This is a genomic window from Prevotella melaninogenica, assembly GCF_003609775.1.
GTDB classification, from domain to species: domain Bacteria; phylum Bacteroidota; class Bacteroidia; order Bacteroidales; family Bacteroidaceae; genus Prevotella; species Prevotella melaninogenica_A.
Genome location: NZ_AP018049.1, coordinates 716,130 through 740,523, shown reverse-complemented (window position 1 = coordinate 740,523; position 24,394 = coordinate 716,130). Strand labels below are relative to the sequence as shown.

The 24,394-nt window shown below is 39.8% G+C and carries 18 protein-coding genes and 1 riboswitch; of the genes, 10 read left to right on the top strand and 8 right to left on the bottom strand.

Annotation, left to right across the window (positions count from 1 at the left end):
* Positions 1–466 precede the first annotated feature (466 nt).
* From PMEL_RS02925 to PMEL_RS02900, 6 genes are all read left to right on the top strand, one after another.
* Positions 467–1,351 (top strand): DNA/RNA non-specific endonuclease, encoded by an 885-nt coding sequence (locus PMEL_RS02925; protein WP_120173895.1) that lies wholly within the window; start codon positions 467–469, stop codon positions 1,349–1,351.
* Between the two features lie 23 nt (positions 1,352–1,374).
* Complete coding sequence (locus tag PMEL_RS02920; protein WP_120173894.1) at positions 1,375–2,820, top strand: ATP-dependent RecD-like DNA helicase; 1,446 nt, start codon at positions 1,375–1,377, stop codon at positions 2,818–2,820.
* 398 nt (positions 2,821–3,218) lie between these two features.
* On the top strand, positions 3,219–3,806 hold the full coding sequence (locus PMEL_RS02915) for a biopolymer transporter (RefSeq protein WP_120173893.1): 588 nt from the start codon (positions 3,219–3,221) through the stop codon (positions 3,804–3,806).
* A gap of 128 nt (positions 3,807–3,934) precedes the next feature.
* The gene (locus tag PMEL_RS02910; RefSeq protein ID WP_120173892.1) at positions 3,935–4,504 is read left to right on the top strand and encodes a GNAT family N-acetyltransferase; all 570 of its coding nucleotides are present in this window, start codon (positions 3,935–3,937) and stop codon (positions 4,502–4,504) included.
* 81 nt (positions 4,505–4,585) lie between these two features.
* Positions 4,586–4,777: riboswitch (cobalamin riboswitch) on the top strand.
* A gap of 47 nt (positions 4,778–4,824) precedes the next feature.
* Positions 4,825–6,804: a TonB-dependent receptor plug domain-containing protein gene (locus PMEL_RS02905; RefSeq protein ID WP_120173891.1), complete on the top strand. Its 1,980-nt coding sequence runs from the start codon at positions 4,825–4,827 to the stop codon at positions 6,802–6,804.
* Positions 6,805–6,903: 99 nt separating this feature from the next.
* A complete protein-coding gene (locus PMEL_RS02900; RefSeq protein WP_120173890.1) occupies positions 6,904–7,953 on the top strand; it encodes a YncE family protein in 1,050 nt (349 codons plus the stop codon).
* 783 nt (positions 7,954–8,736) lie between these two features.
* Here PMEL_RS02900 and nhaD read toward each other — a convergent pair.
* On the bottom strand, positions 8,737–10,122 hold the full coding sequence (gene nhaD / locus PMEL_RS02895) for a sodium:proton antiporter NhaD (protein WP_120173889.1): 1,386 nt from the start codon (positions 10,120–10,122) through the stop codon (positions 8,737–8,739).
* A gap of 177 nt (positions 10,123–10,299) precedes the next feature.
* Between nhaD and PMEL_RS02890 the strand changes: the two genes are divergently transcribed.
* Positions 10,300–10,695: a (deoxy)nucleoside triphosphate pyrophosphohydrolase gene (locus PMEL_RS02890; protein ID WP_120173888.1), complete on the top strand. Its 396-nt coding sequence runs from the start codon at positions 10,300–10,302 to the stop codon at positions 10,693–10,695.
* A gap of 79 nt (positions 10,696–10,774) precedes the next feature.
* Positions 10,775–12,796 (top strand): NAD-dependent DNA ligase LigA, encoded by a 2,022-nt coding sequence (gene ligA / locus PMEL_RS02885; protein WP_120173887.1) that lies wholly within the window; start codon positions 10,775–10,777, stop codon positions 12,794–12,796.
* A 93-nt stretch (positions 12,797–12,889) separates the two neighbouring features.
* On the opposite strand, the gene PMEL_RS02880 is transcribed toward ligA, so the two are convergent.
* A complete protein-coding gene (locus PMEL_RS02880; protein ID WP_120173886.1) occupies positions 12,890–13,639 on the bottom strand; it encodes a DUF5020 family protein in 750 nt (249 codons plus the stop codon).
* Positions 13,640–13,737: 98 nt separating this feature from the next.
* On the opposite strand from PMEL_RS02880, the gene trmD reads away from it, so the two are divergent.
* Positions 13,738–14,415, top strand: a complete 678-nt coding sequence (gene trmD, locus PMEL_RS02875) for a tRNA (guanosine(37)-N1)-methyltransferase TrmD (RefSeq protein ID WP_120173885.1) — start codon at positions 13,738–13,740, stop codon at positions 14,413–14,415.
* 32 nt (positions 14,416–14,447) lie between these two features.
* On the top strand, positions 14,448–14,984 hold the full coding sequence (locus PMEL_RS02870; RefSeq protein WP_120173884.1) for a DUF805 domain-containing protein: 537 nt from the start codon (positions 14,448–14,450) through the stop codon (positions 14,982–14,984).
* A gap of 209 nt (positions 14,985–15,193) precedes the next feature.
* Here the strand turns inward: PMEL_RS02870 and PMEL_RS02865 are convergent, their stop codons facing one another.
* From PMEL_RS02865 to PMEL_RS02840, 6 genes are all read right to left on the bottom strand, one after another.
* The gene (locus PMEL_RS02865; protein ID WP_231999400.1) at positions 15,194–15,970 is read right to left on the bottom strand and encodes a hypothetical protein; all 777 of its coding nucleotides are present in this window, start codon (positions 15,968–15,970) and stop codon (positions 15,194–15,196) included.
* A 459-nt stretch (positions 15,971–16,429) separates the two neighbouring features.
* Positions 16,430–16,864 carry a hypothetical protein gene (locus PMEL_RS02860; protein WP_120173882.1) on the bottom strand — a complete coding sequence of 145 codons (435 nt, stop codon included), beginning with the start codon at positions 16,862–16,864 and terminating at the stop codon, positions 16,430–16,432.
* A 280-nt stretch (positions 16,865–17,144) separates the two neighbouring features.
* Entirely contained in the window at positions 17,145–19,208 is a 2,064-nt protein-coding gene (locus PMEL_RS02855) for a RagB/SusD family nutrient uptake outer membrane protein (RefSeq protein WP_120173881.1), read from the bottom strand.
* A gap of 13 nt (positions 19,209–19,221) precedes the next feature.
* Entirely contained in the window at positions 19,222–22,449 is a 3,228-nt protein-coding gene (locus tag PMEL_RS02850; RefSeq protein ID WP_120173880.1) for a SusC/RagA family TonB-linked outer membrane protein, read from the bottom strand.
* A gap of 326 nt (positions 22,450–22,775) precedes the next feature.
* Positions 22,776–23,705, bottom strand: coding sequence for a hypothetical protein (locus PMEL_RS02845; protein WP_120173879.1), 930 nt, complete (start codon positions 23,703–23,705; stop codon positions 22,776–22,778).
* Between the two features lie 41 nt (positions 23,706–23,746).
* Entirely contained in the window at positions 23,747–24,304 is a 558-nt protein-coding gene (locus PMEL_RS02840) for a sugar O-acetyltransferase (RefSeq protein WP_120173878.1), read from the bottom strand.
* Between the last annotated feature and the right edge of the window lie 90 nt (positions 24,305–24,394).

The window sequence follows — 24,394 nt, the reverse complement described above, 5'->3', positions numbered from 1 at the left end:
CTAACTAACGCCCTTTAAGGAGCCAAGTAAGCACCTTTTAAAATACAACCTTATAACTATCAGAATATAAAGAAGTTACAAAGACAACATAAAACCCACTTTTATACATTTCAAAAGGCTTAAAAATAAGAAATTATGTAAATATATTTCATACCTTAAAGGATAAAATATTCAATCAAAGAACAAACTCTTAACCATACGCTAAACCCCCAAAAAGCAAATAAAAGACAGATTTTAAGTAAAGTCTTTAATGAAAAGCACCAATTAAATAACAAGAAAATAGTAACTTTGTAAACATAATCAATTTACTTTAAGTTTGAACCCTTAACAGCAAAATATGCTTCTTTTAATTTATTCCTATTCAGTTATTTGATATGGAAACTATTATCATCTTTCATTAAGAGTAATATAAAATAAGAGAGCAAAGCACCTGTTTCAAGAGGGATTATAGTAAGAAAATCAATAGATGAATCGTATATTCTTTAAGATTATCATACTCTCTCTATCCTTTATGGCTATTGCTTGCCAAGGAGTGAAGAAGAAGGGAGATTTCTCAACATTAGACAAACCCTTTGTAGAATCCTATAACAGCGATAAGTCTGATTCTCCCCAAAAGACAAATGGGAAAAAGAAGACAACTCAAAAGAGTAGTTTTGAGGTAAAACAAGGTTTAGAAATTCCTATAAGTAAAGCTAATGTTCCATCTTTACTACTCTATCGTGAAGGTTATACCACTTCGTATAATGTCGACACACGTACGCCTAACTGGGTGGCATGGCACCTTACAGCAAACCATACCAACGGACCAGTTAAGCGTAATGGTATTAACTTTCAAGCAGACGAAGAGGTTCCAGAACCACGCGTTGACACCTACGATTATATGCGCTCTGGATATGATCGTGGACACATGTGTCCTGCTGGTGATAACCATTGGAGCCAAAAAGCAATGGAACAGAGTTTCCTAATGACAAATATTTGTCCGCAAATACCAGCTCTAAACAGTGGCTTGTGGAACACAATAGAGAAACAATGCCGTACATGGGCACAAGAGTATAGCGATGTCTATATCGTCTGTGGACCTATCTATTTCAATCAAAAGCATAAGACTATTGGAAAGAACAAAGTACAAGTACCTGAGGCTTTCTTCAAGGTTGTCCTCCGTTTGAAAGACGAACCGAAGGCTATTGGTTTTATATGTAGGAACGCATCTGCCAAAGGACATAAGAAGACCGACTACGTCAATACTGTTGACGAGGTAGAACGAATCACGGGAATGGATTTCTTCTCACAACTTCCAGATGATATCGAACAACAGATAGAAGGTCAAGCAGACATTAAAGAGTGGAATTAATAAGATATATAAGACATTAAGCAATGATAAATGAGGAACTAAAATACAGAATATTACAGAACTTCGGCTTTGAACCAACAGTCGACCAGATGTATGCTGTAGACCTCTTTGCACGCTTTATGACCGACCGTGATGAGCGTGCTGTAATGATTCTCCGTGGAAGTGCTGGTACGGGTAAAACCTCCTTAGCAGGTGCGATTGTGCGCACAATGCTGGAATTACGACAAAAGGTTTCGCTACTGGCTCCGACGGGGCGTGCCGCAAAGGTATTCTCATTAAATGCCAATCAGCCTGCAGCAACGATTCATCGCGCAATCTATCGGGAAAAAGCATTTACAGGACTTGATGGAAAATTTAATCTAAATATCAATCTCTTCCATGACCGTTTGTTTATGGTTGATGAAGCATCAATGATTAGTTTGTCATCAAATAATAGCACTTTCGGCAGCGGTTGCCTTCTCGACGACCTTATCCAATTTGTTTACAACGACCGTAACTGCCGTATGTTGCTCGTTGGCGACAAGGCACAGCTTCCCCCTATTGGTGAAGAAGAGAGTCCGGCCCTGCGTTCAGATGTCCTTCGTGCCTATGGATTAACAGTCTATGAATGTGATCTGAACGAAGTTCTCCGACAGAGTCAAGACTCTGGTATCCTCTATAATGCCACTGTTATTCGTCAAATGATAACCCATGATGAGGTAACGCAACTACCAAAGATTCGCTTCAAAGGTTTTGCTGACATCTCCATCGTACCAGGTGATGAACTTATCGAACGACTTGCTTCCAGCTATTCAGAGGTAGGAATAGACGAAACAATGGTCATCACCCGCTCTAACAAACGTGCAAATGTCTTCAATCAAGGCATTCGAAACATGGTTCTTGGACGTGAGGAAGAACTGACAACAGGCGACATGCTGATGGTGGTGAAGAATAAGTACAAGAATGCTCTATCCCCCCTCCCCTCGGAGCATGGGAAGGAGAAGCAACCAGCACTTACTTTTATTGCCAACGGTGACCGCGCAGTTGTACGCCGTGTTCGTAATCTTCGAGAGTTCTATGGATTCCGCTTTGCCGATGTATCTTTGGAGTTTCCTGATTATGATAATGCAGAAGAGGAGATGACAGTTATCCTTGATGCACTGATGACGGAAGCCCCAGCCTTGACACAAGAGCAGAACGAACAACTCTTCCAACGTGTATTAGAGGATTACGAAGATATCCCATTAAAGGCTGATCGTATGAAGAAGGTGCGCGAAGATGAATATTACAATGCCCTACAAGTAAAGTTTGGCTATGCTATCACTTGTCACAAAGCACAAGGCGGACAGTGGGCACACATCTATCTTGACCAAGGATATATGACAGATGAAATGCTCACACCCGACTACATCCATTGGCTTTACACGGCCTTCACTCGTGCTACAGAGCATTTATACCTCGTAAACTGGCCGAAAACACAGGTGGAATAACCCCCATTAATATAAAATAGAGAAGTAGTCTTCTCTCTACCCTATCCAAAATATCAATCATTTCAGAATTATTTTCACGAAAAACAATTCGTTTTATCTACTATATTCGAGTTACTACTCTGTTCTACTCTAAAAGAAATAGGCATACATTATATCATAAAAGAGTGTGTTATTGGACTTTATGTAAAAACAAATATCATTCCTACAACACCTATCAATCTTATTATTTATACTATACCTTAAGAAAGTAAACAGATCACCTTTAGAAGAAGGTAGTATTAGTACTTTTTTCATCTTTATAGTTAAAACATACTAAAAAGGGGAACGAATAAACAAAATAATACCTATCTTTGGCAATTATTATAGTTAAGATTTTAATCACTTAAGCTAAAAAAATTATGAAGAAAGTATTTATCATGGCAATTGCTGTAGCAGCAATGACCTTCACAAGTTGCTGTAACAACTGTAAGACCAACGCTCCAAAGGCTAATGCTGACTCAGCTACAACAGAAGCAGTTGCTGGTGACTCAGCTGTAACAGCAGAGGCTCCTGCTTCACCAGACCAGCTTATCGAGCAGCTCAACGAGAAAGTAAAGGCTAAGGACGATAAGGGTGTAGCTGCATTGCTTACAGCAGCACAGACAAAGATGGCTGAATTGGCACAGAAAGATCCAAAAGAGGCACAGGCTTATGTTGCAAAGCTTCAGCAGTGGATGCAGAGTAACTCTGAGAATATTCAGGCTGCATTGAAGTCTTCTGGCAATGAGGCTGCAGCAAACGCAGTAGGTGCTGCTATCGACGCTGCCTCAAAGGCTGATCCAAAGGCTATCACTGAGGGTATGTCAAAGGCTAAGGAAGCTGTTGAGTCTGCTTCACCTGAGCAGGTAGAAGCTGCAAAGAAGGCTGCCAAGGAAGCTGCAGAAAAGATGCAGGGCAAGACTGGCGAGGCTGCACAGAAGGCAATGAAGGACTTAGGTCTCCAATAAATTAACGTTTATCCCCAACCCTTTTCAGTTTGAAAAAGAGTTGGGGATATTTTGAAAAACACACCTTATTCGATAGATAACATCCACGATAAACATATTAAATCAAATAGTTTTCGTATCTTCGCATTATGATTAGGATTGAAGATGCACAAAAAGAGCAGGCTACGGTGATAGCCCATCTGATAATGGAGGCTATGAACCATGAGTGTTGTCAGTGGTTTGCAGGCCCCAACCATAGTTTAAAAGACTTTCATCAACTCATAACAAAGTTGGTAGAACGTGAAGACTCGCAATACTCCTATCTTAATACACTTGTAGCAATAACGGAAACAAATAAGATTGCTGGTGTCTGTGTCAGCTACGATGGAGCCAAACTTAAAGAACTAAGAAAGGCTTTCGTTGAAGGAGCTTTGGAGGCTTTCGGTCGTGACTTTTCTGATATGGATGACGAGACAACAGCTGGTGAACTATATATTGATTCGCTTTGTGTTGACAATTCTTTCCGTGGAAGAGGTCTTGCAAAGCAACTGCTTGAAGCAACAATTGAGAAAGGTAGAAAGATGAACCTCCCTACTGGATTACTTGTTGACACAAGCAACCCACAAGCAGAACGACTTTATCATCGAGTAGGTTTCGTTTACGTAGATGACAACCAATGGGGTGGTCATAAGATGAAACACCTACAAAAACCCCTCTAAAATCACTTTTCAATAAGTGATAACCATTACGCTGTAAGTAGAAAAGTACACCTTTATTTGCCTATCTCTCACCTTTATCGTATCTTTGCAAATGCAATAGGTTCATTACCATCATGATTAAAAAGGGAAAGCGGTGGGAGTCCGCTACTGTCCCGCAGCTGTAAGTTGTTTGTCAAAGGTAAGCTAATGCCACTGGCTCATATTAAACTGGGAAGGCGCTTACCTCACTTTAAACAACAAGTCAGAAGACCTGCCATTGCAAGTCATTGCACCCCTCGAGGAAGGGCCCTGCATAGAACCCTTTGATTACTGAATGAGATATGAGGCAATTGGCTTCTTTCTTGCTATTATTGTGCCCGCTCGGTACAACTGCACAGCCCCTTGGTACTGACACAACACAAACCATAGATGAGGTTGTGGTCAATGGTTTCCGCATTTCTGGAAATGTATTGGCAAGTTCGCCAGTACAGACACTTTCACATGCTGATATGGAACGACTTGGCATCCACGATATGGGTGATGCCTTAAAACGTTTTGCAGGCGTGCAGGTGAAGGACTATGGCGGTGTGGGCGGTATGAAGACGGTCAACATTCGTGGTCTTGGTGCTGCTCATACAGGGGTTATCTATGATGGTGTACAGGTGGATGACTGTCAAAGCGGACAAGTAGATTTATCTCGCTTTACCCTCGATAACATTTCACTCATCAGTCTTCAGATTGGTCAAGACGATAATATTTATCAGAGTGCAAAGTCATACGCTTCTGCGGGAATGATTAATATTAATACACTGCAAAGCTATACAGACCGTGATAGCGAGTCAACAAGAAAGAAGACAGAACTTTCCACAACCATCCGCACGGGTAGTTACGGACTTTTTTCACCTTCCCTACTCTTTCACCAGCAGTTCTCACGGCTTGGCATTGGAGCATACGGAAGCTATGAAAGGGCTGATGGCGTTTACGCATTCAAGTTGAAAAATGGTATCAAGACTATCAATGAACGACGTAACAATAGTGACATTGAGACTTGGAGAGGAGAAATTAACCTTGATTATCAGCTCAATGATAAGCAAATACTGAAGTGGAAGACATACGGTTTCACCTCTCATCGAGGCTTACCGGGTGCAGTCATCTACGATAACACCTACTCTGCTGAGCGATTAGTTGACAAGAATGTCTTCACACAGCTTTTCTATGAGAATAAATTCAGCCAGCATATCAAGTTGAAAGCTGCTGCTAAGTGGAATTATTCATGGTCACGCTATTCAGATGTACCTGCCAGTGGTTATAAAGAAGATATCTACAGACAGCAGGAGGCATATCTGACAGCAACTTTATGGAGTGAGCCTTTACAAGGGCTTCACCTCTCTTTGGCACAAGACTATGCGCATAATCATCTATCAATGTCGCTTTCACAGGCTGCAAACCCTACACGCAACTCCCTATGGACAGCATTGGCAGCAAACTATCGTATAGGTCAGTTCACTTTCAATGCCTCACTCCTTGCAACGAATATCACGGAGCATGTAAAGATAGGTAATGCCTCTGATGGTTTCCATCGCCTCTCCCCTGCCTTCAGCCTACAATGGAGAGCATTACAAGACCTCCGTTTCCGCTTTGGATATAAGGACATCTTCCGCACACCAACACTTAATGAACTTTATTATACAGGTATTGGAAATCGTCGCTTAAATCCTGAGAAGTCACGCCAGTGGAATCTCGGCGCAACCTATTCTCATACCTTCAACCGTACACTTCAGCTCTCATTGACGGCAGATGGATACTTCGGGAATGTCACCGATAAGATTATTGCAGTGCCAAAGATGTTCTATTGGCAAATGATGAATGCGGGTAAAGTGCGACAAATAGGACTTGATATCTCCGCTAATGCGGAGAAACGATGGAGGAATGACTGGTCACTCAGTGTGACAGGAAGCTATAGTATGCTCAACGCAACCGATAAAACTAATCCAACCTATATTTACTATGGACACCAGATAGCTTATACTCCACGCCACTCGGGGTCAGTTAGTTCGCTACTACACACTCCGTGGCTGGATTTAAGCTACAACCTATTGTTGATGGGCGAACGCTATTCATTGGGATATAATATTCCTGACAACCGCATGACAGCCTTCACCGACCATAGTATTACGGTTTCAAAGGATATCAACATCTTCAAACAACAACTGCGCCTACAATTAGACTTACGCAACCTTGGCAACAAGAACTATGAGGTGGTACGCTTTTATCCTATGCCAGGAACAAACTGGCGACTCACAGTAAGTTGGAAACTCTGAGGAAAAAGTAGCAAAAAAGCAAAAGAGGAATGTGCAAAAATAATAAGAAAGAGAACAAAACAAGATAACAATAAATTATAAACAAAACAACAAGAAAAAATGAAAAAGAATCTTCTTACACTTGGTGTTATTCTTATGTCAGCACTTACATTTACGGCTTGTAGTGATGATAATGACTTTACTTACACACAGCCAGCAGTATCTAACACAGATGTATATGTTGCTTGTGCTGGTAATTGGAATGCAAATGATGGTACAGTGGGTATTCTCGACTATAACAGCGAGTCACGTCCAACTGCACCATACATCTACAGTGATGCTTATAGAACTCAGAATGGTATCGGAATCGGTGATGCACAGGACTTAATTGTCTTTGGAACTAAGCTTGTCGTTACCTGTACAACCTCTTCAAAGGTTGAAGTTTTGAATAGAATGGGTAAGAAAGAACAGACAATTAAGTTGCATAACGCCAGCCCACGCTATTTGGCAACAGATGGTAATTATGTTTACTTCTCTGCTTACAATGGTAAGGTATACAAGATGAACCCTAACAACGCACAGAAACCATTAGTTGACTCTGTAGAAGTAGGCGATCATCCAGAGGCACTTTCTGTTGCTAATGGTAAACTTTATGCAAACATCTCAGGTTATGGTAAAGGAAATACTGTTGCTGTTGTTGACTGTAACTCATTTAAGAAGACAAAGACACTTACCGTAGGGAAAAATCCTTATAACCAAAGTATTGCTGTTGGTAATGATGTTTACTTTGTATCAATGTTCAAGAACGACGATGCACTTGTACAGAAGATTAATGCTAAAAATGATGAGGTTAAAAAACTCTTCAAGGCAAGTTCAATTGCATACAGTGCTAAAAAGAACGCACTTGTATGTCTATATGCTACCTACTATGATACGAACAAGCGTTTCTTTATTTATGATCTCGCAACTGGAAAGGAAACCGACCTTGATATGACAGGCCTCCATAATCCATCACAGGTTAATGTTGACCGCTATGGTAACATCTATGTTATAGATATCCCAAGCTATACAGTACCAAGTGAAGTCTTCTATTACTCTCCAGAGGGTAAACTTATTCAGGGCAATATTCAGGTAGGCTATAGCGCACAGAACGTTCGTTTTGCCAACTAAGATAAACTATACAGCTTGACTTTACGACTTTTATAAAGAGTCAAAATAATCATAAAGTTTTATATAATACACAAACACAATAAGGTCAAGGCTGTATAAAACTCGCTATAAACGATAAATAGGAGGTGCATGACTTGTGCATCTCCTATATTTTTAATCGTAATAAACATGCTAACTGCTCTTTTTATTCTAAATATAAGAGAAAGATTTCAAGGCTATAAACCATCCAAATGATTGGTGTTAAGCCTTCGCACAATTAGTGTTAAGCCTTCGCACAATTAGTGTTAAGCCTCCGCACAATTGGTGCTGAGCCTCCACACAATAATAAAGAAAGGGAAGAAAGCTTAATGATAGATTTCTTTTCATATAGAGAAATAAGCATAATGATAAGGCATGCTTTCAATGTAAAAGATAACCCTTAACACTGTTCACCAAAGACAATTCTGTATTTGTAATATTCTATCCTCTTTCATTCCGTTTCTCTGCTTTCTTATAACAAAGCAATTTCTACAAAATAAGTTTTCCTGTCATTCCTATCATCTAATTTAACCATGCAACCTACTGATTTACAACACATTTAAACAAAGTGTTAAAAGTGACAGCAAAACAAAAATAAAACTACTTTGTTGCATTTTCGTAAGATGGAAAAGAAGCTACTTCTTACCTTACCTCTCATTTCCTAAAGAATAGAATAAGCCCTCACCTATCCACATGATAATATTCAGATTGGACAGACGAGGGTTTATACTCCTACTTAAAATATAGTATTTTGAGAATTAGCGATTAAAGCGGAGTGGTAAAAATACATGTACGGATAACCCAGTATGAAAGGATACCTGCAATGTAACCTAAGAAAGCAATCCACGTAATACGCTTCATATACCAGCCAAAGGTAATCTTCTCAAGACCCATAACAACAACACCTGCTGCAGAACCAACGATGAGCATTGAACCGCCCACACCAGCACAATAAGCAAGCAACTGCCAGAAGATACCATCCACTGCCATATCTGGCTCTATTCCGATAGGATACATACCCATACTACCAGCTACGAGTGGAACGTTGTCAACAATAGCTGAAAGTACACCAATAATACCAGTCACAGCATAATGATTACCATTAAAGGTTGTGTTCAGACCACGACCTAACTCCTTCAACACACCTACTTCTTCCAAACAAGCCACAGCCATCAAAATACCAAGGAAGAAAAGGATAGTAGACATATCAATACGACTTAGCAAACTGCTTACACGCTTTGAGAATTGAATCTCATCACCTCTTTTCTTATGAAGATTACGATAGAATACTTCTGTCACTGTCCATAAAATACCCAATACGAGCAAAATACCAGCAAAAGGAGGTAAATCAGTAAAGAAGTGGAACAAAGGAACAGAGCAAAGACCACCTACACCGATAGCAAAGACTATCTTACGCTGGAACCCATTAAACTCCAAGACTTCACGATCACCTGACATATCACTTGTCATATCATCATACTGGATATTACCTTTCAAAAGCATCTGAAGCAAGAATGCTGGTATCAACATTGAAACTAATGAAGGAATAAATATCTCACTAATTACACCACCTGCAGTTATCATACCTGCGTTCCACAACATAATCGTGGTTACGTCGCCAATTGGAGAGAAAGCTCCACCAGAATTAGCAGCAATGATAACTAACGAAGCATAAATCATTCTGTCATGCTTATCCTGCACAAGCTTACGCAAAATCATAACCATAACAATACTTGTTGTCAGGTTATCAAGGATAGCAGAAAGGAAGAAGGTCATGAAAGCAATCTTCCACAAAAGACTACGCTTTGTTTTAGACTGCATCACATTCTTCACCCAGTTGAATCCTCCGTTCTGATCGACGATTTCCACAATCGTCATAGCTCCCATAAGGAAGAAGAGTGTGGTAGCAGTATCGCCTAAATGCTCCGTTATCAAAGCATTTACAAACGACACAACCTTATCACCTGTTCCCTCAAAGTCTGGGTGCATTAGCTGTACAAACGGTGCTGGATCAAACATGTAAAGTGTCCAGCAGAAAACAAACATCAACAAGGCAACTGCTGCCTTGTTAACCTTAGTAAGGCTCTCCATTGCTATGAGCGCATAGCCCAGCACGAAGACTACAATAATCGCAATTGTTAGTGTAGACATAAATGATTATAATTTCTAATATCTTATTTAATGTACAAAGATACGCAAAAGATATGAGTTGCACATAAAGAAATCAAATAAATTCTAAGAAAGATGGAATCATTCACCAAATTGTAGTATATTTGCATGTAAAGCAAGAAATAAAAGGGAAGAAATAACCGAACAATAGATAAGATTATGGAAAAGAAACATCTCAACGTTGTCTGTGCTGTTATCCATGACGGTGACAGAATTCTTTGTACACAGCGATTGCGTAAAGGTCCTAATTATATTGCTGAACACTGGGAGTTTCCTGGCGGGAAAGTCAATGAGGGAGAAAGTGATCATGAGGCTTTGCGTCGTGAACTGCTTGAAGAGATGGATTGGAGTATCTATGTCGGGGCAAAGTTGGGAACTATTGAATATGACTATCCAGACTTTACCATCACCCTTACAGCCTACGACTGTATGGCACATGACAATAACTTTAAGTTGCTTGCGCATATTGACTCTTGCTGGCTAAAGCCTGAAGAGTTCTCAAAACTCAACTGGACTGAAGCTGACGCCGCACTTATCAAAAAGCTTTGGAAATAATAGTAAGGAGTTTGCCTTTACCTATTTTTACTTTTAATCATTTAATACGATTTGTCATCGTCAATCATCAAACAAAACAATGAACACAGAAATACAATCACTTGTCAATCAACTTAATGCTGCTTCCGATGCATATTACAATGGTCGTGATGAACTTATGACTGACTATGAATGGGACGCAGCCTTTGATAAGTTAAAGAAGTTAGAAGAAGAAACAGGTATTATACTCCCGAATTCTCCAACACAAAACGTATCTGCTGATAATGTTGCTGGTAAAAAGGAAGAACATGAATTCTCTGCACTATCTTTAGCAAAGACCAAGAAGGTAGAGGACCTTGCCAAATGGGCAGAGAATAGACCTATATGGCTTTCATGGAAGTTGGATGGATTGACACTTGTTGTTACATACGATAATGGTAAACTGACAAAGGTTGTCACACGTGGTAATGGTCATATTGGTACCAATATTACTCATCTTTCTACGGCTATTGATGGTATCTTGCAAACCATTCCTTACAAGGGACATCTTGTTATCCGTGGTGAAGCTGTCATCAGTTATCCTGACTTTGAACAGTTTAACATGGAAGCAGAGGAAGAATATGCTAATCCTCGCAACCTCGCATCAGGCTCACTCACACTGAAAGACATCAATGAAGTAAAAGCTCGCCACTTGCGTTGGATTCCTTTTACACTCGTTTATACAGAGGAAGAAATAACTTCTTGGGGAAAAAGAATGGAGTGGCTTGAACAACAAGGGTTCAAAGTTATAGACAGAGAGGTTATCGAACAACCAACCGTTGACAATATAGAAACTGTCATACATCATTGGACAGAAAGGGTAACAGGCGCAAGTTCATCGCCTTTCCCCTACCCTGTTGATGGCTTAGTCATCACTTACGACGATACCGTTTATGCTGCAACAGGTTCTGTCACAGGGCATCATGCCACACGTGCAGGCTATGCCTTCAAATGGCAAGACGAGAGTGCTGAAACAGAATTAAACTATATAGAATGGTCATGTGCTGCTTCAACTATCTCTCCAGTAGCTGTTTTTCGTCCTGTAGACTTAGAAGGAACAACCGTTAAGCGTGCTTCACTCTGCAATATCTCCGAATGTGAACGATTAGGGATTGGTGATAAAGGAACAAAGATAGCTGTTATAAAGGCAAATAAGATTATTCCGAAGGTTATTAACGTTATTGAAAGCGTTGGTACTTTCCATATTCCTACGACTTGCCCAGTATGCCATTCTGCTACAGAAGTTAGTGAAAGCGAGGTTAGTGGAACACGCACACTACACTGTACCAATACACATTGTCCAGCTAAACAGCTGAAGAAGTTTGGTAGATTTGTATCAAAAGAAGGTGTAAACATTGACGGACTCTCTGAACAAACCGTGCAGAAGTTTATCAATCTTGGTTGGATTCGTGAATATGCTGACCTCTTCCACCTCAATGACCATGCTAATGAGCTGCGTACAATGGAAGGCTTCGGTAATAAGAGTGTCACCAAGTTGTTGGCGGCCATTGAAAAGGCTCGCAACGTAGAGGCACGTCGTCTACTCTTTGCTTTAAACATTCCACTTGTAGGTCAAGATGTCTGCAATCGTTTGTTATCAGCATATCCATTGGAGGAACTTATTAAAACGGCTACAGAAAGTGCTGCAGAAGATGTCTTCTCGACCATTGCTGGTATTGGACCAGAGAAGAGTGCAAGTTTTGTGCGCTGGATGAAAGATACTGATAATCAGTCTATGCTACAACATCTGCTGGTTGAGCTAAATATTAGTCAACCTTCATCAGCACCAACTGGTGATAGTTGCCAGGGATTAACCTTTGTTGTTACAGGTGATGTTCATCATTATAAGAACCGTAACGAACTGAAAGCATACATTGAAAGTCAGGGAGGTAAAGTAACTGGTTCTGTTTCTAAATCAACGAATTTTCTTATTAATAATGATGTAGAAAGCTCTTCTGGAAAGAATCAGAAAGCAAAGGAACTTTCTATTCCAATTATCTCTGAAGATGAGTTCATCGCTCGCTTTGCACAGTCCACAGCCCCAGATTCTCCCTCACAACCAACAGAAGGAAGTTTATTCTAATGATAAAAGAAAAAACTATATACAACAAAAGGAGATGATATACACATCATCTCCTTTTGTTGTATTATAATAATAAAAGTCTTATTCGCTAATTTAGAAGGTCCACTTAGCAGCTACAGTAGGGATAGCATAGAAGCGGTTGTTCTGACCTTTATCATTCCAAACAAAGTTGTTGCTAATCTCAACCTCTGTACCCAAAGAGAGGTTTACATCCTTCATTCCCTTTAGCGTATTGAGATTAAACCAGAACTGAGGTTCAGAGAGAAGAATCATTTTACCATTAACATTTGGATCATACCAAAGGTCACAGAAGCCAGAGAATGTACAAAGACCCTTAGCGAAGGTTGTACCCCACACCTCTGTCAGCTGAAAACCACTGAAAGGATGTGCACCAGTGTGACCATTCTTGAACTGATACTTATACATTAGCTGAAGACTAAACGTTTTTGAAAAGTCTTTTGAAGCCCAATTCCATGCTCCACCAAGAAGAACAGCATGCTGATAACGATTACCATAATAGCTATCCATAGTTTTACCAGAGCCTAAACCACCATTATACTCTATATGTGCAGCCCACTGCTTATTCTTCGTAAGATTAAACTCACGTGAAATCTCCCAATAAGCACCCATTACTCCATCGCTCTTGTAATCAAGATCTGTGAACATGAAGGTAGAACCCCAAGTGTCAGGTTTAAACATTTCAACCGTCGTTGTTACTGACGTACGTGAATTAAGGTCCTTGCAAAGACTATGACCCAAGTCATAATGTAACTGGACATCTTGTGCATTTGCACAACAAAAAGCTGCTACCATACAGATAGCGAGGGTAAAGAATCTCTTCATAACTGTTCTTAGTTTATATATTAGAATCTACGGCAAAGTTACAAAAAAATCCTAAACTATCAACGTAATAGCAAAAGATTAGTTAACTTTGTGCCTATATGAGAATAGATATCATCACCGTATTACCAGAGATGCTGGAGGGATTCGTACACGAGAGTATCCTTGCCAGAGCTGAAAAGAAAGGGTTGGCAGAGATTCGTCTGCATAATCTTCGTGACTACACAAAGGATAAATGGCGTCGTGTCGACGACTATCCTTTTGGTGGACAGGCTGGTATGGTCATGCAGATTGAGCCAATCGATCGTTGTATCGCTGCTTTGAAGGAAGAACGTGACTATGATGAAGTTATCTTCACGTCACCAGATGGTGAACAATTCAATCAGAAGATTGCTAATGACCTCTCATTGGGAGGTAACTTCATTATTCTTGCAGGACATTATAAAGGTGTTGATCAACGTGTACGCGATCACCTTATTACGCGTGAGATTTCTGTTGGTGATTTCGTTCTAACAGGTGGAGAATTACCAGCAGCCATCATTGCCGATGCTGTTGTACGATTAGTTCCAGGTGTTATCAGTGACGAACAAAGTGCACTCTCCGACTGCTTTATGGATGATATGCTCTCAGCACCGATCTACACACGTCCACGCAGCTATAATGGTTGGGATGTTCCTGAGATTCTACTCAGTGGAAACGAGGCAAAGATTAGACAATGGGAATTTGATCAAGCAATGGAACGCACCAAACGCCTACGTCCTGACCTATTGAAAGAATAAGACAAACGCATACTTTTAAAATAATAATAACTATGTCACAGTTTAAGGAACTTCCACAAGTTGGGTTTGAAGTAGCTGCACAGAATGCATTCAAAAAAATCATCCAGTTCAATGGACGTATTCGTCGCTCTGAATATTGGTGGGGCGTTCTTACAATCTTCCTCGCATCCATTGTGGTTTCATTAATTCCATTTGTCGGAATACTTGGAGTATTTGTTTTAGGACTTGCAGGCGTATCTATGCAGTTTCGTCGCTTACATGACACTGGGCGAAGTGGCTGGTGGTGGGCAGCTCAGACTTGTGTAGGCTTCACTGCTATTACACTTTTCATCGTTTCAATTGATTTCAGTGCCTACTTTGAAGCCTTAAGATCACAAGATGTTCAAGGTGCAATTAATGTCCTTACAACTGCAATCACAAGTACAACAGGGCTTTTAGCCATTGTTTTCTATCTTTTAAACATGGCTTTAGCCATTATAATCTTGATTTTCCTTCTCCAAGACAGCCAGCCAGAAGCAAACAAGTATGGTGAGTCACCAAAATATGTTCTTGAGCACTCTGAACAATAAACGGAATAGAAGACTGATAAGTAGAGCTGCAGAAATTACATGCAGATATACTTAAAGATTTAACAATTTCACTCTTAACTCAAACAAAGAAGTTGCAGTAAAAGATAGAGGCTCTATCAGCGTTTTCTTATTTTTACTGCAACTTCTTTTCTTTATCAATATAAAATAAAGCTCACAAACTTATTGTGCTCATACTTCCCTATACTCTACTACTTTTCCTTTGACTTTGTACGTTTCTCCAAATAATCATATTTACCAGGGAAAGGGCTATCATAATCAAAATCCTCTACACAACTAAATACCACATATCGATTGTAAACTATCAGGTCATAACACCTATTTAACTTATACACAAGCGAGTCTGTAAGCGGTTTATCATAGATTCTATAATTAAATTCTTTATTTCCTGTCTTCCCATAAACGATTTCTGTATAGTCACTTATTGGACCATCTCTATTGATAGACAAGCTTCGATAGCCCATCTTCTGCAAGGCTAAACGAACTGAATCAAGCCGCTCTAAACTTAACCCTATCTTTCGTAACTCCTTCTCTTGTTCCTTTTGGGACCCAATATCAACGCCATGAAAATTGATTTCTTGATTTGAAGAGACTCCCCAGTGCGTCAGTTTTCCATGCTTCGAATATTCTACAAAGAAGCCTGTACTATCTGGCAGCCAACTTCTTGTAACCTTAATAAGTCTCTCTATATTCTGTTGATTAGCCTTGTATGATGCCTCCATCGTCTCAGGGGTACATTCTTTTTGTGGAACAACAGCAAATACCGTAATACACAACATCTGTAAGATATTAAAGCAATGGAGCCCAAGAAAGATATTGTTCACATAATTACGATACCAAACTGACTGTACAACAGAACTGATATAAACAATAGCAATCGGTATTGAAATAAACCACCCAAGCTTCACAAAAAAGATAAGCAAGGAAAAGGAGCCAGCTATATCGTCCTCTTCATAGATGACATACATGATTATTAACAACAAAATTGTTATAAAAACAAGCATCAAAAAACGTAATAACAACCAGCAAGAGAAGTGATAATTACTTACGCAAGTCACATCCATACTACTTACATCTTGTTTTTGTTTATTCCTCTTCCCTTGATTCATCAATAGCCAAACTCCAAGAACTATTAAGAAGAGGAAAATGTTAACAGTAAAAATAATCATATTATATGTTGATTAAACTTTCAGGACATTATTGGACAAAGATACTTATTTATCTCCTTAATTACAAGAGAACAAGCTAAAATATGTTCATTAATAAATAGGCTAAATCTCACTTAACTAAGAAGCCATTTATTACACATCGGTATAATGTTTTTTTTATTTTCAAGTTGCTGTCATTTTAACATTTAAAGAGAACTCACTGTGTAACAGTTTATTACCTCTTTACAAAGAATGACAGCAGTGACAGCAAATTTGATTTCAGGAAGAAATAGGTAAACTACCCAATATCACAACACAAAGTAGCTGGAGAGCATTAAAACAATGAAAAACAAGAAAAACTTTATTCGTATTATCACGATGTCGAATAGCTTGAACCAGCGAGCAAAAATAAATAATAATAAGAGGTATTGAAATAAACCAACTTCCAACAACAAATATCATGATCCAAAAGCAACATTCGCCTGCATCATCACCTGCAAACGAAGCGTATAATGTTAAGAACAGAAAGGCAGTAACCAAAGCAAACGCCAGCACACGTAGGGATATCCAAAAAAAGGAGAGCCAATTCTTTTTATAAAGCGTTTCTATTTTTACCGCTTCCCCACTCTTCGCACCATTATTCCAATGACTCACTAATAGTGATACACCAAGAGCAAGAATACAAATTAGTATAATGATAGTAAATGCAATCATAATTAATTTATTGTGCCAGAAAAGCCGACCGTATAAATAACAAGAAAGACCTCTTGCAAAGATATCCTTTTATTCTCACATATACAAGTGAAGCATCTATAAAGAAATGACTTCAATAACTTACAAGAAAGTTTTATCATGTATATATTGTAACTCGTCACACATAGCGTTGATTGTTAAACTCCTTGCAACATGTTATAGAAAGAGGGTGTATCAATCACTTGACACACCCTCAAACATTATTTGTAATCTATTTGATTATACTTCGTTCAGTCTAAACTTACTTGATAGCTTCACCATTTGCCTCAACTGGCCAATAGATATTCTGGTACAAGTTAGAGTTCTCTGCATTACCATCAGGTGAACAGAGCTGCATCTCCTGATAAGAGAATGGAGACAAGTAGTGTGCCTGATAGAAGGTGTAACCATTATAGAGAATGTTGTTAGTCTTCTGAATCTGGTAAGGACGAATATACTTTGAAAGTGTCTTAGCTGACATCGTAGCCTTAGACTCACCATCAGCAATAATCAGACTCACACCCTTATCATTTACAAAAGAAGGATTCTGATAGATCTGATCCCAGAAGTTAACACCCTCAATCTGATACTTCTTCACCTGATCCAAAGCTGCCCAACGAATCAAGTCATCGTCACGAAGACCCTCACCTGCAAACTCGCTACGACGCTCACGACGGATAGAATAGAGTGTTGCATCTACTGGATGACCAGCTGAGAATGCTGCCCAATCGTATGATGGACGATTCACATCAGCCTCCTTACTCATATCAGTAGCAGCAATAGTTGTTGAGATTGGAGCAGTGATACCTGCACGTGCACGCAAAGCTGTCCAATAACCTGTTGCTGTTGCATCCAAAGAACCAGTACGGAGGTAAGAAGCCTCAATGTAGTTGAGCATAGCTTCCTCAACACGGATGATAATCTGACCATCAACATCAGAGAAAGTCTGACCTAACTGCATTGCAGGGTCGTAGTTGTAGAACTTACGCTGGCGATAACCAGTTACGTCTCTACTTGCCTGGTCTGTTGCAAAAAGTGTTGCAGCATTAAACAAGATCTTAGTAAGTGGAGTTGCTCCTGCAGCCAACTTTTCGTTAGCCAAGTCAATACTCTTCTGATCAATACCAAGAACATCAGACTCACCAAACATGAAGAGCTGCAGACGCTCATCACGATCAGTCTTAGCCAAGTCAACAGTAGTATCACCGTGATAGCCTGAACCAGATGCGTAGATAGGCAAACCATTCTTCATAAGGAATGACTCTACGAGACCACGTGTCCAACCTGAAGACAAACCACCACGCAGTTTGTTTGATGTAAGGTGAGCTACATTGATATCAGTATTGAATTCTCTCCACAACAGAACTTCTGGATACTTTGCCAAGTTTGGACTTGCAAACATATCATAGTATGGATTCCAACCATTATACTGTCCAATAGTACTTGGGTTCATCACATGACTATTCTGAGTAGACAAAGGTACAGCATCACACACCTTCTTAGCAGCATCAATGGCTTGATCAAGGAAGAAGTTTACCTCATCATCCTGATTGATAGTGAAGTTCTTGTTCCACTCCTTATTCTTACCTGGCCAGTTAGCATCACCTGGTACACGACCTGTTCCTCTGTGATACTTCTCGAAGGTTGCTTCATAGAGTGCCATTCTTGACTTCATAGCCAAAGCAGCATTCTTATTGATGCGAACCTTATTAGCAAAGTTCACCTGCAACTTATCAATAGCCTTATCCATATCAGAAAGAATCTGACGTGCAACAAGGTTACGAGGCTGACGCTTACTTGCTGCTACGAGGTCTTTATCAATGTTTAACTCCTCAAGCATGATAGGGAAGTCACCGTAAGTCTTCAACTTATCAAAGTAGAGCATAGCTCTGATGAAGTAAGCTTCACCCATGTATTGATTGATGAGTTCTGGTGTACCAGTTACTTCTCCTTTGGCAATCTTTGCTTCACTTTCATTAATGAATTTATCTACATTTCTGATAGCATACACATCAAGACCTCCTGATGTTGGGACTTTCCACTGGTCCTGTAGGTACATTCCAGAGTTTCCATCTCTTGCAGCTTGGTTATCTGTACCATTATCAAATGTAGCAACACCTCCAAACCAGCCACTATTATTAGGGAAAATACTTGTATAGTAGTTGATGGTGAATGTACCAAGTTGATCCGCAGTTTTGAAGTATTCGCTTGGTGAAACCTGATCAAGAGGTTTTCTATCAAGGAAATCATTACATGAAGTAACAGTCATGCCAAGGCACAGCAATGGTAGACCACCTTTTAGTATATCTGAAATAATCTTTTTCATAATTCCGTTATGTTTAGAAGTTAAGATTCAAACCGAATGAAACAGTTCTCTGAAGAGGATAAATCTTTCCAGGTCCCCAGTCTCCTCCTGTTGCTTCAGGGTCGAAAATCTTATTCATCTTAGTGAATGTAGCAAGGTTCTCAGCAGAGAAATAGAAACGAACGCGGCTTGCACCAATTTTGCTTGCAATAGCAGCAGGGAGAGTATAACCAAGCTGAATATTCTTGATTCTCATGTATGCTGCATTCTGTAGATATCTGTCGCTTGTCTGGAAGTTCTTAGAACCCGCGCCGAAGAGAGGTCTTGGATAGAAAGCATTTGGATTAGGACCGAAGTTGGTATCGGTAGCTGGACGCCAGTAGTCAAGGTGATCCTTAAATGCTGCACTCTGCCACAAACCAGTATTAGCACCAACGCTATAAGGAGAAGCATCCCAGAAGTCACGCTTACCAACACCCTGCATAAAGATGAGGAAGTCAAAGCCCTTCCAGTTAGCATCCAAAGTAATACCGAAACGATAACGTGGCAAAGAGTTACCAATCTTGGTCAAGTCACCCATATCATCGTATGTGCTCTTACCAGAGTTCACTTTCTTATCACCATCAAGGTCTTTGTACATAACATCACCGGCAGCCCAGTTAGAACCCCAAGATGGTTTGTTATTAACTAACCATTCGTTCATCTGCTGATCAGTCTGTGCTATACCTTCTACTTTATAACCATAGATATCGCCCATACGCTTACCTGCGCACCATTGAGAAAGCAGTCTATTTGGATTATAGAAGTTCGTAATAGTCTGGTAATCATCAGAGAGAACAACCTTAATACCATAGTTTACTTGTCCAACTCTATCTCTCCATCTTACTTCTAAGTCCCAACCATTAGAACGCATATCACTATTATTCTCAGCTGGCTGTTTTGCACCCAAGATAGAAGGCTTAACAGGAGCAGGACCTACCATATCCTTTGTTGTACGAACGAAGTAGTCGAAAGTACCCTGCAATCTGTTGTTGAACATACCGAAGTCAAGACCGATGTTCCATGACTGTACTCTCTCCCATGTGAGGAAAGGTGAAACAAGTCCAGGAACATTTGAAGTATTGACGCGTTCGCCATTGATAATCCATGCAGAAGAGTTTGAGCTGATAGGCTGACTGAGGAACCAAGGGTAGAGTTGTACTGTATTAGTATTACCAAGTGAACCATATGTCAATCTCAACTTAAGAGTATTAATAGTCTTAGTAAGAGGCTTGAAAAACTGTTCGTTGGCAATATTCCAACCGAGTGCAATAGATGGGAAAGTACCCCATGTCTTGTCACCAATGAAACGTGAAGAGCCGTCTCTACGGATAGAGAACTCAGCCAAATAACGTGAGTCGTAAGCATAGTTGATACGACCAAACATACCCATCGTTGACCATTGTGTATTAGAGAAGCCACGTCCAACAACTTTATTAGTTGCATTGTTAAGGGTTGGCACTAATGGTGTTACAAGGTCAGCTTGTGAAGCACTGAGGTAAGTATAAAGATTAGACTCCATGTCCAAACCAGCAAGGAACTTAAATTCATGCTTGTCATTGAGTGTCATATTATACTCAGTGAAGAAACGTCCATTGTAGTAATTATTCTTTGACATTGCTTCACCAACATTAGACTTTCCTGCTGCATAGTCTCCACTCCATGCTGCAGCTACTGGATGCTGATCTGGGTCATAGTAGTAGATAGGCAACACATCCCAATGGTTGTGGTAGTTAGTTGTATTATAGTTACCTTCTAATCTAATCTTCCAACCCTTGATTGGTCGGAACTCAAGAGCAAGCTGCTGGAAGAGCTTATCCTCTTGGGTTGCATCAATACCACCATTTTCCATCTGTAGAATCTCATTACCATGAACATAGTGTCCGTTTGGATCGTAAACAGGGTTGGTAGGCCAGCGGCGTGCGATATTATGGAAGAAGAGTCCAGTCATATAAGATGGTCTGCTATAGTCTTCACGAATCCACTTAGAGTTATAGGTAACTGTTGCCCAATCAGTGAGATTTGCTGTAACCTTAGAAGAGAAGTTATATCTCTTCAACTTATCCTTACCATGACGGATCAATCCACGCTGACTTAAGATAGCTCCACTGATATAGTAGTTCACCTTATTACCGCCTCCACTTACAGAAATATTATGTTCTGTTGAAGGTACGGCAGATCTATACATCTCCTTGAACCAGTTGGTATTGTCCCAAGAACCTGTGTACATACTCCAAGGCTCATTAGCAGCAGTACCCTGCCATGTTGTAGTAACCTCTTCACCTGGTGCAGGTGTGCCATTGATATGATTCTTAATCTTGTTCAGCATATCCTGGCTGAATGGAGCATTACCACCACTATTAGCAGCAGCATCATTCCAATAGCGTGCGAAATCGTATGAGTTAGGCATCTCAGGAATCTGAGTTGCTGTAGAGAAACGTACGTTACCATTATAAGAAACGTTCATACGACCTTCCTTACCACTCTTGGTTGTAACGAGAATAACACCAAACGCAGCACGTGAACCATAGATTGCACTTGATGAAGCATCCTTCAATACAGAGATACTCTCGATGTCATTTGGAGAAATAGAGTACAAATCACCCTCAGAACCATCGATAAGTACGAGTGGAGCAGCATTAGAACCTTGACCGATAGTTCCTATACCACGAATGTTAAGTCCCATGCGGCTCTTCAATGAACCACCCGCATTACCTACGCTGAAGTTCAAACCAGGAACCTCACCCTGCAATGCCTGTGCAACACTCGTTACAGGACGAGACTCAAGTTGCTTTGAGTTTACAACAGAGACAGCACCAGTAAGGTTGACCTTCTTCTGAGTACCATAACCGACAACAACAACGTTCTCGAGCATCTCACTGTTCTCTTGGAGAGTAACCTTAAGGTCCTTACCACTCCAAGTTACCTGCTGGGTCTTGTAACCAACATAAGAAATAGTAAGTGAAGATCCAGAAGCAACGCCTGCAATCTCAAAATTACCATCAAGGTCAGTTACACTTCCCTTTTTCTGTCCATTACTTACGACAAAGACAGATGCTCCTACGACAGGATCTCCATTATTGTCGACAACTGTTCCTTTACATACAGACTGCTGTTGAACAACAGCTGCATTCGCTTCATACGTAATGTTGGCATGCAGTAAACTTGTACTGAACAAAGCCACCATTAACAAGCTCGTAGTCCTTTTTCTTTTTAGGTACATAGGCTTTAAGTATACTTAGGTTAAAAAATACTTTTAGGTTTATTTATCGCAAAGTTAAATCATTTTAAACGTCCATTCTACAATATCAATGATAAAAAACGTTAAAGATACGCTTTGTTTAGTTTATTGTAATAAAAACAACCACAATTCATACATTCTTTTGCACTTTTCTACATTAAACAAGACCTGACAGCGACTCTTTCAGGCACATGGATAACATGCTATTCAACAAAGGAAGCTCAATCGAGAAAAAAGAGACTGATTCTACTACTATCAAGATTATACATTAATTAATAGACAAAGATACTTTTCAAAACCACATGGAGCTATTTTAATAAATATAACTTGAATAGAGCTATCAGAGTTTCTTCCGTCAGTTCATCCTCTGTTACATTTATATAGTAATGCCCATAACTATATGAAAATCTTTTGTTCTTATCAGGTTTATCACGGCACACATTGATATATACACTCCTCGTGAAGTCTAATATATTTGAATTTAGGAACAACCACTTTGCAACTGTTTGTGTCAAGTTCCCATATTTATTACTGAGTTCATCGGGCGTCATCGCTGGTCGAAGAAAACACACATGAAATCCGTTATAGTGTGTAGATAATTGTGTACAAGGGGAACTATACGCATAACCCTCAGACGTAGAGACATTCCAACTCTCCGCCAACTCAAATGTCTTAAAGTGTCGTGTCAAAGAATCAATTTGAGGGATGAGCTGTTGAATAACTTCTGGCTTATTATTCTTCACAGCATTACATGATATTTCCAAAATATCAATCAAACTTCCTCGCCCAACATCTACCTTACGTGAAGAGTATTCAGCCCCATCTTGCAAGTCAAAGAAGAAACAAGTCTTTAATTGAATACCAAGCTTCTTACGTACAAAAGTTGTAGAAGAAAACACAGCATAACGCAGCAATGATGCTATTTTCATTTGACAAAGACTATCAGTGATTTCTTTCTTATTGCCTTTTAAGTCCTTGTAAGCAAGTATGTATGTTCGTTCTGAGAAGTGTGAACCCTTGATTACTTGCAAAGCGTACTTCTCAGACTCCCCGTCTACAACAATATACTGTTGTGAGGCGAGAGGATTATACAACTCCTTAAGTACAGGCGCATAGAGTTCATAATCCTGCTTATTACAAGGGGAAAGACGGTTCTGTGCCACCGAGGCTATCGCCATAAAGAGTAGCAATGAAAGCAACAAAACCTTAATGACATAAGTACTATAAAATTCTTTCATATCTTCAACTTCATGCTCTTGATCGTAATTAAGGAAGCACCTTACTCTTCCAGTTTCCGAATCACCCTACAAGGGTTACCAGCAGCCACAACGCCACTTGGTATATCATGTGTCACGACAGAACCAGCACCGATAGTTGTATTATCGCCTATTGTCACACCCGGAACAACTACGACATTACCACCAATCCACACATTATTTCCTACATGAATAGGCAACGCATACTCTAACTTCTTGTTTCGCTGCTCAACATCAAGTGGATGTCCAGCTGTATAGAAGGCACAATTAGGCGCAATAAAAACATTATCGCCAAATGTCACCTTAGCCTCATCGAGGATCACGCAATTAGTATTAGCAAAGAAATTCTCACCTACTTCAATATTATAACCATAGTCACAAAAGAACGGAGCAACAATAAACATTCCCTCGCCAGCCTTACCAAACAACTTTCTAAGGCGTTCCATGCGTTCCTCCCTACGTGAAGGCGGAATTTGATTGATTTCAAAACATTCATTCTCGCAGTTGTATAGATCACTCAAAACCTCTGGGTCGTTTGCCTGATAAAGCATCCCTTTCTGCTGTTTCTCCTTCTCTGTCATAATCTTGACTTTAACGTTTATGCTCACAAAGATACAAATCAATTTCTAAGAAACAGAGATTTTCATTCACGAAAAATATATTTTTAAGGA

Coding starts and splice junctions, on each gene's coding strand:
- PMEL_RS02865 (WP_231999400.1), bottom strand. CDS start 15,970: ATGTATGTCATCTATGAAGAGGACGATATAGCTGGCTCCTTTTCCTTG.
- PMEL_RS02910 (WP_120173892.1), top strand. CDS start 3,935: ATGATTAGGATTGAAGATGCACAAAAAGAGCAGGCTACGGTGATAGCC.
- PMEL_RS02900 (WP_120173890.1), top strand. CDS start 6,904: ATGAAAAAGAATCTTCTTACACTTGGTGTTATTCTTATGTCAGCACTT.
- PMEL_RS02925 (WP_120173895.1), top strand. CDS start 467: ATGAATCGTATATTCTTTAAGATTATCATACTCTCTCTATCCTTTATG.
- PMEL_RS02845 (WP_120173879.1), bottom strand. CDS start 23,705: ATGAAAGAATTTTATAGTACTTATGTCATTAAGGTTTTGTTGCTTTCA.
- PMEL_RS02850 (WP_120173880.1), bottom strand. CDS start 22,449: ATGTACCTAAAAAGAAAAAGGACTACGAGCTTGTTAATGGTGGCTTTG.
- ligA (WP_120173887.1), top strand. CDS start 10,775: ATGAACACAGAAATACAATCACTTGTCAATCAACTTAATGCTGCTTCC.
- nhaD (WP_120173889.1), bottom strand. CDS start 10,122: ATGTCTACACTAACAATTGCGATTATTGTAGTCTTCGTGCTGGGCTAT.
- PMEL_RS02905 (WP_120173891.1), top strand. CDS start 4,825: ATGAGGCAATTGGCTTCTTTCTTGCTATTATTGTGCCCGCTCGGTACA.
- PMEL_RS02880 (WP_120173886.1), bottom strand. CDS start 13,639: ATGAAGAGATTCTTTACCCTCGCTATCTGTATGGTAGCAGCTTTTTGT.
- PMEL_RS02870 (WP_120173884.1), top strand. CDS start 14,448: ATGTCACAGTTTAAGGAACTTCCACAAGTTGGGTTTGAAGTAGCTGCA.
- PMEL_RS02920 (WP_120173894.1), top strand. CDS start 1,375: ATGATAAATGAGGAACTAAAATACAGAATATTACAGAACTTCGGCTTT.
- trmD (WP_120173885.1), top strand. CDS start 13,738: ATGAGAATAGATATCATCACCGTATTACCAGAGATGCTGGAGGGATTC.
- PMEL_RS02890 (WP_120173888.1), top strand. CDS start 10,300: ATGGAAAAGAAACATCTCAACGTTGTCTGTGCTGTTATCCATGACGGT.
- PMEL_RS02855 (WP_120173881.1), bottom strand. CDS start 19,208: ATGAAAAAGATTATTTCAGATATACTAAAAGGTGGTCTACCATTGCTG.
- PMEL_RS02915 (WP_120173893.1), top strand. CDS start 3,219: ATGAAGAAAGTATTTATCATGGCAATTGCTGTAGCAGCAATGACCTTC.
- PMEL_RS02860 (WP_120173882.1), bottom strand. CDS start 16,864: ATGATTGCATTTACTATCATTATACTAATTTGTATTCTTGCTCTTGGT.
- PMEL_RS02840 (WP_120173878.1), bottom strand. CDS start 24,304: ATGACAGAGAAGGAGAAACAGCAGAAAGGGATGCTTTATCAGGCAAAC.